This is a genomic window from Chromobacterium sp. Panama (assembly GCF_003052555.1).
Classification (GTDB): Bacteria; Pseudomonadota; Gammaproteobacteria; order Burkholderiales; family Chromobacteriaceae; genus Chromobacterium.
Genome location: NZ_QARX01000001.1, coordinates 241,648 through 256,267, shown reverse-complemented (window position 1 = coordinate 256,267; position 14,620 = coordinate 241,648). Strand labels below are relative to the sequence as shown.

Annotated in this window: 17 protein-coding genes; 3 read left to right on the top strand and 14 right to left on the bottom strand. The window is 60.8% G+C overall.

Annotated elements, in window-relative coordinates:
* Positions 1 to 37 precede the first annotated feature (37 nt).
* The 3 genes from DB032_RS01315 to DB032_RS01305 all read right to left on the bottom strand — a co-directional run bounded on the left by DB032_RS01315 (position 38) and on the right by DB032_RS01305 (position 4,919).
* A complete protein-coding gene (locus DB032_RS01315) occupies positions 38 to 1,525 on the bottom strand; it encodes a CoA-acylating methylmalonate-semialdehyde dehydrogenase (protein ID WP_107797934.1) in 1,488 nt (495 codons plus the stop codon).
* Positions 1,526 to 1,567: 42 nt separating this feature from the next.
* Positions 1,568 to 2,884 carry an aspartate aminotransferase family protein gene (locus tag DB032_RS01310; RefSeq protein ID WP_227106588.1) on the bottom strand — a complete coding sequence of 439 codons (1,317 nt, stop codon included), beginning with the start codon at positions 2,882 to 2,884 and terminating at the stop codon, positions 1,568 to 1,570.
* A 178-nt stretch (positions 2,885 to 3,062) separates the two neighbouring features.
* Complete coding sequence (locus tag DB032_RS01305; RefSeq protein ID WP_227106585.1) at positions 3,063 to 4,919, bottom strand: methyl-accepting chemotaxis protein; 1,857 nt, start codon at positions 4,917 to 4,919, stop codon at positions 3,063 to 3,065.
* 267 nt (positions 4,920 to 5,186) lie between these two features.
* Between DB032_RS01305 and DB032_RS01300 the strand changes: the two genes are divergently transcribed.
* The 3 genes from DB032_RS01300 to DB032_RS01290 are packed head-to-tail and all read left to right on the top strand — an operon-like array spanning position 5,187 to position 8,381.
* On the top strand, positions 5,187 to 6,584 hold the full coding sequence (locus DB032_RS01300) for a PLP-dependent aminotransferase family protein (RefSeq protein WP_107797932.1): 1,398 nt from the start codon (positions 5,187 to 5,189) through the stop codon (positions 6,582 to 6,584).
* A 35-nt stretch (positions 6,585 to 6,619) separates the two neighbouring features.
* Positions 6,620 to 7,417 (top strand): MOSC domain-containing protein, encoded by a 798-nt coding sequence (locus tag DB032_RS01295; protein ID WP_107797931.1) that lies wholly within the window; start codon positions 6,620 to 6,622, stop codon positions 7,415 to 7,417.
* Between the two features lie 52 nt (positions 7,418 to 7,469).
* Entirely contained in the window at positions 7,470 to 8,381 is a 912-nt protein-coding gene (locus tag DB032_RS01290) for a glutaminase (protein ID WP_107797930.1), read from the top strand.
* A gap of 112 nt (positions 8,382 to 8,493) precedes the next feature.
* Here the strand turns inward: DB032_RS01290 and rplQ are convergent, their stop codons facing one another.
* The 11 genes from rplQ to rplR form a co-directional block, all read right to left on the bottom strand.
* The gene (gene rplQ / locus DB032_RS01285; protein WP_048411916.1) at positions 8,494 to 8,889 is read right to left on the bottom strand and encodes a 50S ribosomal protein L17; all 396 of its coding nucleotides are present in this window, start codon (positions 8,887 to 8,889) and stop codon (positions 8,494 to 8,496) included.
* A gap of 25 nt (positions 8,890 to 8,914) precedes the next feature.
* The gene (rpoA, locus tag DB032_RS01280) at positions 8,915 to 9,898 is read right to left on the bottom strand and encodes a DNA-directed RNA polymerase subunit alpha (protein ID WP_039755788.1); all 984 of its coding nucleotides are present in this window, start codon (positions 9,896 to 9,898) and stop codon (positions 8,915 to 8,917) included.
* A 23-nt stretch (positions 9,899 to 9,921) separates the two neighbouring features.
* Positions 9,922 to 10,542, bottom strand: a complete 621-nt coding sequence (rpsD, locus tag DB032_RS01275; protein WP_043594097.1) for a 30S ribosomal protein S4 — start codon at positions 10,540 to 10,542, stop codon at positions 9,922 to 9,924.
* A gap of 18 nt (positions 10,543 to 10,560) precedes the next feature.
* On the bottom strand, positions 10,561 to 10,956 hold the full coding sequence (gene rpsK, locus DB032_RS01270; RefSeq protein ID WP_008955659.1) for a 30S ribosomal protein S11: 396 nt from the start codon (positions 10,954 to 10,956) through the stop codon (positions 10,561 to 10,563).
* Between the two features lie 19 nt (positions 10,957 to 10,975).
* On the bottom strand, positions 10,976 to 11,338 hold the full coding sequence (rpsM, locus tag DB032_RS01265) for a 30S ribosomal protein S13 (protein ID WP_048411917.1): 363 nt from the start codon (positions 11,336 to 11,338) through the stop codon (positions 10,976 to 10,978).
* 70 nt (positions 11,339 to 11,408) lie between these two features.
* The gene (gene rpmJ / locus DB032_RS01260; RefSeq protein WP_011137711.1) at positions 11,409 to 11,522 is read right to left on the bottom strand and encodes a 50S ribosomal protein L36; all 114 of its coding nucleotides are present in this window, start codon (positions 11,520 to 11,522) and stop codon (positions 11,409 to 11,411) included.
* 263 nt (positions 11,523 to 11,785) lie between these two features.
* Positions 11,786 to 13,105 carry a preprotein translocase subunit SecY gene (gene secY, locus DB032_RS01255; RefSeq protein ID WP_039755684.1) on the bottom strand — a complete coding sequence of 440 codons (1,320 nt, stop codon included), beginning with the start codon at positions 13,103 to 13,105 and terminating at the stop codon, positions 11,786 to 11,788.
* 11 nt (positions 13,106 to 13,116) lie between these two features.
* Positions 13,117 to 13,548, bottom strand: a complete 432-nt coding sequence (gene rplO / locus DB032_RS01250) for a 50S ribosomal protein L15 (RefSeq protein ID WP_048413704.1) — start codon at positions 13,546 to 13,548, stop codon at positions 13,117 to 13,119.
* Positions 13,549 to 13,551: 3 nt separating this feature from the next.
* A complete protein-coding gene (rpmD, locus tag DB032_RS01245) occupies positions 13,552 to 13,737 on the bottom strand; it encodes a 50S ribosomal protein L30 (protein ID WP_011137715.1) in 186 nt (61 codons plus the stop codon).
* A complete protein-coding gene (gene rpsE, locus DB032_RS01240; RefSeq protein WP_043594101.1) occupies positions 13,730 to 14,248 on the bottom strand; it encodes a 30S ribosomal protein S5 in 519 nt (172 codons plus the stop codon). Before rpsE ends, rpmD begins: the two co-directional genes overlap by 8 nt.
* A 13-nt stretch (positions 14,249 to 14,261) precedes the next feature.
* Positions 14,262 to 14,615, bottom strand: a complete 354-nt coding sequence (gene rplR / locus DB032_RS01235) for a 50S ribosomal protein L18 (RefSeq protein ID WP_048411919.1) — start codon at positions 14,613 to 14,615, stop codon at positions 14,262 to 14,264.
* Between the last annotated feature and the right edge of the window lie 5 nt (positions 14,616 to 14,620).

Below are 14,620 nucleotides of genomic sequence, written 5' to 3'. Positions count from 1 at the left end.
TGAACGCGAGCACGCGTCCAGAGTCGTCATTCCATCCTTACTTCATCGTCGGCATCACGAATTCGGCGGTCATCTTGGCCGGCCAGCGGCTGGTCACCGTCTTCATCCGGGTATAAAAGCGCACGCCTTCCGGGCCGTGCATATGATGGTCGCCGAACAGCGAGGCTTTCCAGCCGCCAAAGCTGTGGAATGCCATCGGTACCGGGATCGGCACATTGATGCCCACCATGCCCACCTGGATGCGGTGGCTGAATTCGCGCGCGGCGCCGCCGGAGCGGGTGAAGATGCTGGTGCCGTTGGCGAAGGGATGGGCGTTGATCAGGCTGACCGCGCTGTCGAAGTCCGGCACCCGCACCACCGCCAGCACCGGCCCGAAGATTTCCTCCTTGTAGATGCTCATCTCCGGCGTCACATGGTCGAACAGGCAGCCGCCCAGGAAAAATCCGTCCTCGTGACCGGGATGGCGGTAGCCGCGGCCGTCCACCACCAGCTGCGCGCCTTCGGCCACGCCCTGATCGACATAGCCCGTCACCTTGTCCAAGTGCTGGCGCGTCACCAGCGGCCCCATTTCCGCCGCCGCGTCGTCGCCCACGCCTATCTTCAGACTGCGCGCGCGCTCGGCCAGCCGCTCCACCAGCGCGTCGCCGATGTCGCCCACCGCCAGCACCACCGAGATCGCCATGCAGCGCTCGCCGGCCGAGCCGTAAGCGGCCCCGATCAAGGCCTCCACCGCGCCGTCCAGATCCGCGTCCGGCATCACCACCAGGTGGTTCTTGGCGCCGCCCAGCGCCTGCACCCGCTTACCGTGGCGCGCGCCGGTTTCGTAGATGTACTGGGCAATCGGCGTGGAGCCAACGAAGCTGAGCGCGGCGATGTCAGGATGGGCGAGCAAGGCGTCCACCGCCTGCTTGTCGCCGTGCACCACGCTGAACACGCCGGCAGGCAGGCCGGCCTGCTGCAACAGATCGGCCAGCAGCAGCGCGGCGGACGGGTCGCGCTCGGACGGCTTGAGAATGAAGCAGTTGCCGCAGGCCAAGGCCACCGGGAACATCCACAGCGGCACCATGGCCGGGAAGTTGAACGGGGTGATGCCGGCCACCACGCCCAGCGGCTGACGCATGGAATGGCTGTCGATGCCGCCGCCCACCTGTTCGGTGAACTCGCCCTTCAGCAATTGCGGAATGCCGCAGGCGAACTCCACCACTTCCAGGCCGCGGGCGACTTCGCCGATGGCGTCGGACACCACCTTGCCGTGCTCGCTGGAAATCAGCGCCGCCAAGCGCTGCTGGTTCTGCTCCAGCAGCTCCTTGAACTTGAACATCACCCGCGCCCGCTTCAGCGGCGAGGTTTCCGCCCAGGCCGGAAAGGCCTTGCGCGCCGCCGCCACCGCGGCCTGCACCTCGTCCGGGCTCGCCAGCGGCACGCGGGCGGCGACGCTGCCCAGCGCCGGGTTGTAGACATCTCCAAAGCGGCCGCTCCGGCCTTCGCAGCGTTCGCCGCCGATGTAATGAGGAATGGTTTGCATCTTATGTTCCGATTCGAATGAGTTGAGTATTCGGCGCCGCGCTTACTCGCAGGCGCGCAAGGCGGAGGCGATGGTGTCGAACAGCCGGTCGATCTCGTGCTTTTCGATGATCAAGGGCGGCGACACCGCCAGGATGTCGCCGGTAAAGCGCACCAGCACGCCTTGTTCCCAGCACTTGAGGAAGACGTCGAAACCGCGCTGCCCGGCCGCGCCGGGGCGGCTGTCCATTTCGATGCCGGCCACCAGGCCCAGGTTGCGGATGTCCTTGACGTAGGGCTGGCCGCGCAAGGCGTGCGCGCGCTCCTCGAAATAAGCGGACAGGCCGGCGGCGCGCTCGAACAACTGCTCCTCGCGGTACAGGTCCAGCGAGGCGATCGCCGCGGCGCAGGCCAGCGGATGGGCGGAATAGGTGTAGCCGTGGGGGAACTCGATCATGCGCTCGCCGGCGGCGGCCATGAAGGCGTCGTGGATCTCCGGCTTCACCAACAGCGCGCCCATAGGCACCACGCCGTTGGTCAGGCCCTTGGCGCAGGTGATGATGTCCGGCAGCACGCCGAACTTGTTGGCCGCCCAATCCGCGCCCAGGCGTCCGAAGCCGGTGATCACCTCGTCGAAGATCAGCAGGATGCCGTAGCGGTCGCAGATTTCGCGCAGGCGCCGCAAATAGCCCTTGGGCGGGATCAGCACGCCGGTGGAGCCGGCCATCGGCTCGACGATGACGGCGGCGATGGTGGACGGGTCGTGCAGGGTCAGAATACGCGCTTCCAGTTCGTCGGCGAACTCGGCGCCGTGCTCCGGCTCGCCGCGGCTGAAGGCGTTGCGCGCCAGATCATGGGTGCTGCGCAAATGGTCCACCGCCGGCAGGGACACCGGAAAGTGTTTGCGGTTGCCGGCCATGCCGCCCACCGAGACGCCGCCGAAGTTGACGCCGTGATAGCCGCGCTCGCGGCCGATCAGCTTGACGCGGGCGGCGTCGCCGCGCACGCGGTGATAGGCCACCGCCATCTTCAGCGCGGTGTCCACCGCCTCCGAGCCGGAGCCGACGAAGAAGGCCTTGCTCAAACCCTTGGGCGCCATCGCCACCAGCTTGTCGGCGGCCTCGAAGGCCTTGGGGTGCGCCATCTGGAACGGCGGCGCGTAATCCAGCGTCGCCACCTGGCGCTGCACCGCCTCGACGATGGGCTTGCGGTTGTGGCCGGCGGTCACGCACCACAGGCCGGCGCTGCCGTCCAGGATCTGGCGGCCTTGGTCGTCGGTGTAATACATGCCGTCGGCGCTCACCAGCATGCGCGGGGCGCTCTTGAACTGGCGGTTGGCGGTGAAGGGCATCCAGAACGCGTCCATCTGCGGCTGATTCATCGTTGTCTCCCCTGGCTCTCGGCCGAATGATGACAACTAATCTAGCGGCTGCACCAATACAATTACAGGTACAGTTTGCGCGGATTTGCCCAATCCCGTACCGGCCAAATCGCCAATACAGTCCAAGACCATGAAAAAACCCGGCCGCAGCCGGGTTTTCTGTGTCGCGTCAGCTCGCTTAAACGCGGAAGCTGGAGAACAACTGGCGCATATCCTTGGCCGCCTGCGACAAATCGTTCAAGGTGTCGTGCACGGTCTGCAGGGCGCCGTCGCTGTCGACGATGCGGCCGTTGATCTGCTCGGTGCTCTGCGCGATCAAGGTGGTGGCCTTGTGCTGCTCGCTGGTGGACAAGGTGATCTCGTTCATCTTGGCCATCACTTCCTGCATCGCCTGCTGGATCTGCTCGATGCGCTGCACCGCGCTGTCGGTCAGTTCCACGCCGTCGTCCACCGAGCTGACGGTGCGCTGCATATTGGTCACCGCCTGGCTGGTTTCCTCACGGATGGTGCTGACCATGCTGGAAATCTCCACCGTGGCCTGGCCGGTGCGCTCGGCCAGTTTGCGCACTTCGTCCGCCACCACCGCGAAGCCGCGGCCCATTTCGCCGGCGCGCGCCGCTTCGATCGCCGCGTTCAAGGCCAAGAGGTTGGTCTGATCGGCGATGTCCTTGATCACATTGGTGATGCCGCTGATTTGCTGCGAGCGTTGATCCAGCGACACCAACATGCCGGACAAGCCCTTCACCGCCTCCACCGTGCTGTTCATCTCGCGGGAGATGCGCTGCATTTCGTCGGCGCTTTCGCTGGACACGGTGCCGGTGTGGTTGACCAGCGAATCCGCCTCGCGCGCGGCGTCGGCGATATGGGAGATGCTGACGGTGATTTCCTCCAGCGTCGCGGCGTTGGAGCTGGACACGTCGGAAATCTGCCGGGAATCGCGCGCCACCTGATCCACCGTGGTGGCCACGCTCTGCACGCCGTTGGTGACGTTTTCCGCCTCGGTGCGCACCGCCACGAACATGCTTTGCAAACGATGGATGAAGCTGTTGAACGCGGTCGCGGTTTCGGCGATCTCATCCTGGCCCTGCACCTCGATGCGTCGGGTCAAATCGCCCTCGCCCTTGGAGATCTCCAGCATCGCGTTGCGCAAACGGCCCAAGCCGGCCAACATTTTGCTCAGCATCACGCTGGCCACCGGGATCAGCACCACCACGCACAGCGCGCCCAGGCCCACCACGGTCAGCAGCAGTTTTTCCAGCGGCTCGCTGACCACGGACTTGTCTATCATCACGCCCAGCAGCCAGTTGGTGCCCTCCACCGGGTCCACCTGCACCAGCTTGGTTTCGCCGTTGACCTCGATCTCCTCCATCGCGCTGCTGGTGGACAGCTGCACCAGCTTCTCGCCGGTCAGCGCCGGTACTTTCTCCGCCAGAGGCTTCAGCGTCAGCGTGGTGTCCGGATGGGCGATCACCTTGCCGGCCTTGTCCACCAGGAAGGCGTAGCCGTTGCCGCGCAGCTTGGCGGACAGCACGGTTTTGACCAAGTCGTCGATGAAGATGTCGCCGCCCACCACCGCTTTCAGCGTGGAGCCGTCGAACACCGGCGACACGAAGGTCACCACCAGTTTCTTGGTGTCGAAGTCTACATAGGGATCGGACACGCCCGGCTTGCCGCTGGCCTGCGCCTGCTGATACCAGGGCCGCGCCACCGGGTCGTAGCCCGCCGGCTGCGGCTTGAAGTCGGAACGGATCATCTTGTGATCGGCGGTGCCGATATAGGTCATATCGTAGCCGCCGGCCTGGCTCAGGCGCGCCAGCATCGGCATGGGCTCGGGCGTGCCCACCACCGGGTTGCCGGCGATCACCACCTTGACCTTGCTGCCGTACCAATCCTTGACCAGGTTGGCGTAGCCGCGCGAGGTGCTGGACAACTCGTTATCCACGCCCTGGACAATCTCGTTGCGCATCTGGGTGTAGACCAGGGTCGTAATGATGGCGCCCAGCAGAACCAGCAGCACCGCAATGAATACAATCAACTTTACACGCAAAGAGCGCATTTCCGTCCTCCATCCCCAATTCGACTTGGCTTGCCGCGATTGCTTGTCAATTCACGACAAAGCGCTGTTATGATCATTCTCGATGCCGGTAGGCTCTGTTCTTGTCTTAGCCGTTTCGCCTGCAAAGCTCAACAAAAAACATACAGATTGGCGGCTGCAACATGCCATCCGGCTTATGACGAGATATTTATCACAAGCTGTTCTCAACGGACAGGCCCAATATCAATGATGCTCAATTAACGCGCAATGGCCAGCCTGAATCTTATGCCCGCGGAAGGCATTACCCTGGTGGAAAATATAGTCAATTCAGCTATTTCCGCCATTCAATGCGGTCAGTGGCGCAAAGGCGCAAAAATCCCATCTATTCGCAGAATGGCCGGGGAGCTGGGCGTCAGTCCCTTCACCGTGGTCGAGGCCTACGATAGGCTGGTGACCTTGGGCTATCTGGCGGCGCGGCCGGGCTCCGGCTTTTACGTGGAGGGAAGGCGGGAAAGCCGGCCGCCCGATCTGCCCGCCGCGCCGCGCGTCTGGCCGGTGGACGAATACTGGCTGCTGCGCAAGATTTACCAGCAGGACGCCAACACCCTGTTCGCGGGCTGCGGCTGGCTGCCCTCGCACTGGTACGACGCCGAGGCCCAGCAAAAAGCGCTGCGGCAGCTGGCCCGCGACGCCGTCGCCGCGCCCGGCTACGGCGACCCCAAGGGCTTTCTGCCCTTGCGCGAGCATTTGGCGGACCGGCTGGCCGAGCGCGGCATCCCCGCCCGAGCCGACGACATCGCGCTGACCCAGGGCGCCAGCCGCGCGCTGGACATGGCCGCCTGCGCGCTGCTGCAGGCCGGGGACACCGTGCTGGTGGACGATCCCGGCTATTGCAATCTGCTGTCCTGCCTGGCGTTTCGCGAGTTCAAGCTGGTGCCGGTGCCCTGGACCGAGCACGGCCCCGACTTGGAACATCTGCGCGCGCTGCTGCTCCAGCATCGGCCGCGCGCCTTCTTCACCAATCCCTGGCTGCAAAACCCCACCGGTGCCAGCTACTCGCCGTCGGTCGCCCACCAGGTGCTGCGCCTGGCCGAGGAGCACGATTTCCTGATCGTGGAGGACAATGTGTCCGCGGACTTCGCCGGCGGCCGCCAACCCGCGCTGGCGGCGCTGGACGGCCTCAAACGCGTGCTCTACATCGACAGCTTCTCCAAATCGCTGTCGCCGGGACTGCGCGTCGGCTATCTATGCGGCCCGTCCGATCTGCTCGAACGCATCGTCCATTACAAGATGATGTCCGGACTGACCTCGCCGGAATTGAACGAGAGGCTGGCGCTGGAACTGGTGTCCGAGGGCCGCTACCGCCGCCAACTGGAACGGCTGCGCGCGCGCTTGTCCGAGGCTCAGGCCCAATGCCAGCAGCTGTTTCTGGAACACGGCTGGCAGTTGTTCGCGCGGCCGTCCAACGGCCTGTTTCTGCTGGCGCGCCCGCCCGGGGAGCTGGACGCCAGACGCTTGGCCGAGCAGGCCCAGCAACACAAAATCCTGCTCGCGCCCGGCCATCTGTTCCGCGCCTACGGCATGCCCTCGGATTGGCTGCGCTTCAACGTCGCTTTCAGCCAGGATCGTAGGCTGTGGGATTTTCTGAGTTGCCCGCCGCAGTGATACCATGCCCTGACCACAGCTTAGCGGAGCCCTCCATGCAACTTGTCGAAATGTTCGTCCATCCGTTGAAATCCTGTCGCGGCCTGTCCTACAGCCGCGCCTTCGCCGGCAAGCAGGGCTTGCTGCACGACCGCGAATGGCTGCTGGCCGGCGACAACGGCCGCTTCTTCACCGCCCGCTCCCACCCGCAGCTGGTGCGCGTGGAGGTGGACCTGATTCCCGGCGGCGCCCTGTTCAAATTTCCGGGCAAGGCGCCGGTGCTGGCGATGAGCACCCAATACCAGCAAGAAGCGCCGGCTACGGTATGGAAGGACAACTTCGCCGCCTATCACGGCGACGCCGCCGTCGATCTCTGGTTCAGCGAGGTGCTGGGCGAGCCCTGCCAGTTGCTGTGGCTGGGCATGCGCTCCAATCGCCGACTGAAGGACAGCGAGCACGCGATGTCCTTCGCCGACGGCTACCCCTATCTGCTGGTGAACCAGGCCTCGCTGGACGCGCTCAACGACGAGCTTGACCAGCCGGTATCGCTGCGTCACTTCCGCCCCAATCTGGTGGTCAGCGGCGATTACGCCTGGGAAGAGGACGATTGGAAGGTGGTCCAGATCGGCGAGGTGGTGTTCGACGTCGCCAAGCCCTGCTCGCGCTGCGTGCTGACCACGGTGGATCCGGATACCGGGATCAAATCGCCGGAACAGCAGCCGCTGCGCACCCTGGTCAGCATTCGCACCTTGCCGGAAGGCGTCTGCTTCGGCGTCAACCTGGTGCCGCGCAATGAAGGCTTGCTGGAATTGGGCGCCGAGTTCAGCGTGCTGGAAACCCGCTACGAGTTCTGATTTTCCGACGCCGGTCCGCCGGCGTTTTTACCGCTTTATGCTGAATAGATTAATGAATCTGCAAGACCTACTCGATCAAATCCACGCCGAAGTCCTCGCCTATTACGGCCAGGGCCGCGTCGCCGATTACATCCCGGCGCTGGCCGAAGTGCCGCCCCGCCAGTTCGGCATGGCCGTCACCACTCTGGACGGCCGGCACTACCGCTGCGGAGACGCCGCCGTCCCCTTCTCCATCCAGAGCATTTCCAAGGCCTTCATGCTGGCGCTGACGCTGGAGGCGGACGGCGACGCCCTGTGGAGCCATGTCGGCAAGGAGCCGTCCGGCAACCCGTTCAACTCGCTGGTGCAGCTGGAGTACGAGGACGGCGTGCCGCGCAATCCCTTCATCAACGCAGGTGCCCTCGTGGTGACCGACCGCGCCGTCAGCCATTTTGAAGACGCCCACGGCGCGCTGCTGGCCCGCCTGCGGCAGGAGTCCGGCAACGCCACCTTGTGCGGCAACGCCCGCGTCGCCGAATCCGAACGCGCCCACGGCCACCGCAACGCGGCGCTGGCCCACTTCATGAAAAGCTACGACAACCTCGACAACGAGGTGGAGACCGTGCTGCAGCAATACTTCAACAGCTGCAGCATCGCGATGAACTGCGTGGAACTGGCCAATGCCGGGCTCTTTCTCGCCAACCACGGCATTACCCGCGACGGCCGGCAATCGCTGAGCCGCAGCCAGGCCAAGCAGATCAATGCAGTGATGCTGACCTGCGGCACTTACGACGCCGCCGGCGAATTCGCCTACCGCGTGGGCCTGCCGGTGAAAAGCGGGGTCGGCGGCGGCATGCTCGCCATCATTCCCGGCAAGATGAGCATCGCCGTATGGAGCCCGGAACTGGACGGCAAGGGCAACTCGGTGCTGGGCCTGGAAGCGCTGGATCGCTTCACCACGCGTACCGGCTTATCGATTTTTTAAGCGCGGGCCTTTATAAAAGCCCACAAAGAAAAACCCGCTCTAGGCGGGTCTTTTCTTTTACGGCAATGAAAAAAGCCAGGCTTGCGCCTGGCTTTTTCCTCAACTTCGTCGATTACTCGGCGGAGTTGTCTTCAACCGCTACGGCATCTTCCGGACGGTCCACCAGCTCTACCAGAGCCATCGGGGCGTTGTCGCCCTTGCGGAAACCGTACTTCAGGATACGCACATAGCCGCCGTTGCGGGCGGAGAAGCGCGGGCCGAGCACGTCGAAGAGTTTAACCACGATATCGCGGTCACGAGTGCGGTCAAACGCCAGACGACGGTTGGCGAGAGACGGCTTTTTGCCGAGCGTGATCAACGGCTCGGCCACACGACGCAGTTCCTTGGCTTTCGGCAGCGTGGTCACGATCACTTCGTGCTTCAGCAGCGAGTTGGCCATGTTACGCAGCATCGCCAGACGATGGCTGGTCGTGCGGTTCAGTTTACGATTACTGTAACGATGACGCATTGTTAATGTCCTTTTATCTCAAACCTTACGGCTTTTCGAGGCCAGCAGGCGGCCAGTTCTCGAGTTTCATCCCGAGAGTCAGGCCTTTGGAAGCGAGAACTTCCTTGATCTCGTTCAGCGACTTGCGGCCGAGGTTCGGAGTCTTCAGAAGCTCGGTTTCAGTACGCTGGATCAGATCGCCGATGTAATAAATGTTCTCAGCTTTCAGGCAGTTGGCCGAACGAACCGTCAGTTCAAGATCGTCTACCGGACGCAGCAGGATCGGATCGATCGGCGGCGCCTTTTCAACGACTTCTTCAACCGCTGTGCCTTGGAGATCGGCAAAGATCGACAGTTGATCCATCAGAATACGGGCAGCGTTGCGCACTGCCTGTTCCGGCTCGATTACGCCGTTGGTCTCGATATCGAGCACCAGGCGGTCGAGGTCGGTACGCTGCTCAACACGGGCGCTTTCCACAGCAAAGCTCACGCGGCGAACCGGCGAGAAGGAAGCGTCCAGTTGAATGGTACCGATGGAACGGTTGTCTTCATGATTGGATCGAACCGACACCGGCTGATAGCCGCGGCCTTTTTCGATCTTGATCTCCATGTCGATCTTACCGCCAGAGGAGATGTGACAAATCACGTGGTCCGGATTGATCACTTCCACATCGTGCGGCAGTTCGATATCGCCAGCCAAGACAGCGCCTTCGCCGTCCTTTTTCAAGGACAGAACGACACTGTCACGACCATGCAGCTTAAGCACTACGCCCTTGAGGTTGAGGAGGATGTCAACGACATCCTCGCGCACGCCATCAAGTGCGGAATACTCATGCAAAACGCCAGCGATAGTCACTTCGGTCGGAGCATAGCCCGGCATCGACGACAGCAGAATCCGGCGCAGCGAGTTACCCAGAGTATGAGCGTAGCCGCGCTCGAACGGCTCCATCGACACACGAGCGTGAGTGGCGGAAACCGGCTGAACGTCGATAAGACGAGGTTTCAGAAATTCCGAAGCGCTGTTTTGCATAGTCATTCCCTAAGAGCTAGCGATTACTTGGAGTAGAATTCCACAACGAGTTGTTCGTTGATATCGCTAGACAGTTCGGAACGTTCCGGAGCGGATTTGAAAGTGCCTTCCATTTTCTTGGAGTCAACCAGGACCCAAGACGGGAAACCACCCTGCTCGGCCAGAGCCAGACCTTCTACGATACGGGCCTGTTTCTTGGCTTTTTCACGGACGGACACTACGTCACCGGCTTTAACCTGGTAGGACGGAATGTTCACAACCTGGCCGTTCACAACGATAGCCTTGTGGCTAACCAGCTGGCGCGCTTCGGCGCGAGTGGAGCCAAAGCCCATGCGATATACAACGTTGTCCAGGCGGGCCTCGAGCAGCTTCAGCAGGTTTTCACCCGTGGAGCCTTTGCGACGCACAGCTTCCGCAAAGTAATTGCGGAACTGACGCTCGAGTACACCGTAAATACGACGGATTTTCTGCTTTTCACGCAGTTGCACACCGTAGTCAGACAGGCGGCTCTTACGAGCGCCATGCTGGCCCGGAGGGCTATCCAGTTTGCACTTGGAATCCAGTGCACGACGTGCGCTCTTCAGGAAAAGGTCGGTGCCTTCACGACGAGCGAGTTTGCACTTAGGGCCGATATAACGTGCCATGTTCTCACACTCTCCGAATTAGATACGACGTTTTTTGGGCGGACGGCAACCGTTGTGCGGTACCGGCGTCACGTCGGAGATGCTGGTGATCTTGAAACCCAGCGCGTTGAGTGCGCGAACAGCGGATTCACGACCCGGACCCGGGCCCTTGATACGAACTTCGAGGTTCTTCACACCGTATTCTTGGGCAACTTTACCAGCGTGCTCTGCTGCTACTTGAGCAGCAAAGGGTGTACTCTTGCGCGAGCCCTTGAAACCAGCGCCGCCAGAGGTAGCCCAAGACAATGCATTGCCTTGACGGTCGGTGATCGTGATGATGGTGTTGTTGAACGAAGCGTGCACGTGCACGATACCTTCGCTAACAGACTTGCGCACTTTCTTGCGTACACGAACTGCTGTGTTTGCTTTAGCCATTATCTGTTGTTCCTATTGATTACTTCTTGCCGGCGATCGCCTTACGCGGTCCCTTGCGGGTACGAGCGTTAGTGCGAGTGCGCTGACCGCGGCACGGCAGGCCACGACGATGGCGGAAGCCGCGATAGCAGCCCATGTCCATCAGACGCTTGATGCTCATGGTGACTTCGCGGCGCAGATCACCTTCAACGGTGAACTTGGCGACTTCGTCACGCAGAGTTTCCATCTCGGCGTCCGTCAGATCCTTCACTTTCGTGGAAGGATTCACGCTGGCAGCAGCACAAATCTGCTGGGCGCGAGTCTGACCGATGCCAAAAATTGCCTGCAGGCCGATAACGGCATGCGCATGATTGGGGATGTTTACCCCTGCAATACGGGCCATACTCTTTCCTTAAGCCTTAAGACCTTGAAAAGTTTGCGATTGTAACACGCAAATCCAGGTCTAACAAATGTTAGCCTTGTTTTTGCTTGTGACGCGGATCCGTGCAAATCACGCGAACTACGCGATTGCGACGAATGATTTTGCAGTTGCGGCAAATCTTCTTTACCGAAGGCTGTACTCGCATGTCAGTTCCTTTCAATCCTCTAAAAGAGCAAGTGCGTTATTTCGCACGGAACACTATCCGGGACAGGCAGGACCGCGGGGGGATTCCCCTCGCCCCAAACCGCCGTCAGATTGGATGCGAATGCCTTCGCAATCGCATCCCGTCTGAAGTGCCCGGTTACCACGTGTCCATTCACAAGCAAAACTCCGAAGCGAACTTCGGAATTTCGCACTGCATCTGGATGGTGTCTTCCTTAGCCAATAACCCAGCGTGAGCTCAAGTTGTCAGCGCGTGAGCGCGTTGCCTTTGAAGTTGGCCTTCTTCAGCAAGCTCTCGTACTGATGCGACAGCACGTAAGACTGTACCTGCGCCATGAAATCCATGGTAACCACCACGATGATCAGCAGCGAGGTGCCGCCGAAGTAGAACGGTACGTTCCACTTCAAGATCAGGAATTCCGGCAGCAAGCAGACCAGTGTGATGTAGATCGCACCAATCAGCGTCAGCCGCAGAATGATCTTCTCGATGTATCGGGAAGTCTGCTCACCTGGACGAATACCCGGGATGAAAGCACCGCTCTTCTTCAAGTTGTCAGCCGTTTCCTTCGGGTTGAATACCAACGCCGTGTAGAAATAGCAGAAGAAGACGATGGCCGCCGCATACAGCAGCACGTAGATCGGCTGACCGGGATGCAGTTTGTCTGCAATGCCCTTCAACCAGCCCATGTGCTCGCCCTGGCCGAACCAACCGAGAACGGTGGCCGGGAACAGGATGATGCTGGACGCGAAAATCGGCGGAATCACCCCCGCCATGTTGAGCTTGAGCGGCAGATGCGTGCTCTGGCCCTGCATGACGCGATTGCCCACCTGCCGCTTGGCGTAGTTCACCAGGACTTTGCGTTGGCCGCGCTCGGCGTACACCACCACATAAGTCACTACGATCACTCCGACAAACAACACGACGGCAAACAGGATGGGCAAAGAACCCTGACTGGTCAGAGTCAAGGTCTTGCCGATCGCAGCCGGAACGCCTGCGGCGATACCCGCGCAGATGATCAACGAAATACCGTTGCCAATTCCGCGCTCGGTGATCTGCTCGCCCAGCCACATGAGGAACATGGTGCCGGTTACCAGCGATACGACTGTCGTCAGGTAGAACTCCCACTGCGGAGTCACCACCAGGTTAGGCTGCTTGTACAGCATCACCGCAATGCCGAAACTTTGGAAAGTCGCGAGCAAAACGGTGGCGTAACGTGTGTACTGGGTTATCTTACGACGTCCCGCATCGCCCTCCTTCTTCAGCTGCTTGAGGCTCGGAAGAACCTCGGAGGCAAGCTGAAGAATGATGGAGGCGGAGATGTACGGCATGATGCCGATGGCAAACACCGTAAACCTCGAGAGGGCGCCGCCCGAGAACATGTTGAACATGTCGAGCAGGCCCGTCTGCGATGAGTGGAACAACTTCGCTAGCTCGGCAGGGTTGATACCCGGAACCGGAATGTGGGCACCGATGCGATAAACGATCAGGGCACCAATCAGGAACCAGATTCGACGCTTGAGATCACCAAACTTATTGGCATTTGCCACTAGAGAAGTATTCGCCACAGATTATTGCCTTATTCTACGCTGCCGCCGGCAGCTTCGATGGCGGCGCGAGCGCCGGCAGTTACGCCAACGCCGCGCAGTTTTACTGCGCGCTCAATCTTGCCGGACAGCACCACCTTGGCGGAAGTCACCTGGATGGAAGCCAGACCAGCTTGCTTGAGAGAGAGCAGGTCGATTTCATCAACCGGCAGCAGGTTCAGTTCGGACAGGCGAATCTCGGCAACCTTGCCTGCGTTCAGCGACTTGAAGCCGCGCTTCGGCAGACGACGTTGCAGCGGCATTTGACCGCCTTCGAAACCAACCTTGTGGAAACCACCTGCACGGCTCTTCTGACCTTTGTGACCGCGGCCACAAGTCTTGCCCAGGCCGCTGCCGATGCCACGGCCTACACGGCGCTTGGCATGCTTGGCGCCGGCACCCGGCTGTACAGTGTTCAGCAGCATCGCTTAGCCCTCGAATTTCAACAAGTAGCTGATCTTGTTGATCATGCCACGGTTTTCAGGGGTATCGAGCACTTCAACAGTCTGGCGAATCTTCTTCAGACCCAGACCACGGGCGCAAGCCTTGTGAGACTCCAGGCGACCGATCAGGCTCTTTACCAGAGTGACCTTTACAGTCTTGGCGTTACTCATGGCTCACCCCCAGGATGTCCTCGACGCTCAGGCCACGCTTGGAGGCGATTTGCGCCGGGGTGTTGATGTTGCTCAGACCATCCAGAGTTGCACGCACCACGTTGTACGGGTTGGTGGAACCATGAATTTTCGCCGAGACGTTATGAACACCCATAGCATCAAAGATAGCGCGCATCGGGCCGCCGGCTTTTACACCGGTACCTTCTTTAGCGGGCTGGATGAATACAGTAGTAGCGCCGTGCTTGCCAACCACAGTGTGGTGGAAAGTGCCGTTTTTCAACGGAACCTTAACCATGTTGTGGCGAGCTTGTTCCATTGCCTTTTGTACGGCAACCGGAACTTCCTTGGAACGGCCCTTACCCATGCCGATTCCGCCATCGCCATCACCAACCACGGTCAAGGCGGAGAAAGCCATGATACGGCCGCCTTTAACCACTTTGGTGACGCGGTTGACGCTGATCATTTTCTCGACCAGACCGTCGCCACGATCTTCCGTTTCGTGTTTAGCCATTCTTCACTCCGAATTAGAATACGAGACCGTGTTCGCGAGCGGCGTCAGCCAGCGCTTTCATACGACCGTGGTATTTGAAACCAGAGCGGTCGAAAGCAACTTTCTCGATGCCAGCAGCTTTTGCTTTTTCAGCAATGCGCTTGCCGATCACGGCTGCAGTTGCCACGTTGCCGCCATTTTTGAGATCAGCGCGCACGTCGGCTTCCAGCGAAGAAGCGCTGGCCAGTACTTTGCTGCCGGTCTCATCAACGATCTGGGCATAAATGTGGCTATTGGTGCGATACACAGTGAGACGCACCATCTTGAGCTCCGCGATCCGGGCACGGGTTTTACGTGCGCGGCGGAGTCGAGCTTGTTTCTTGTCCATATCAG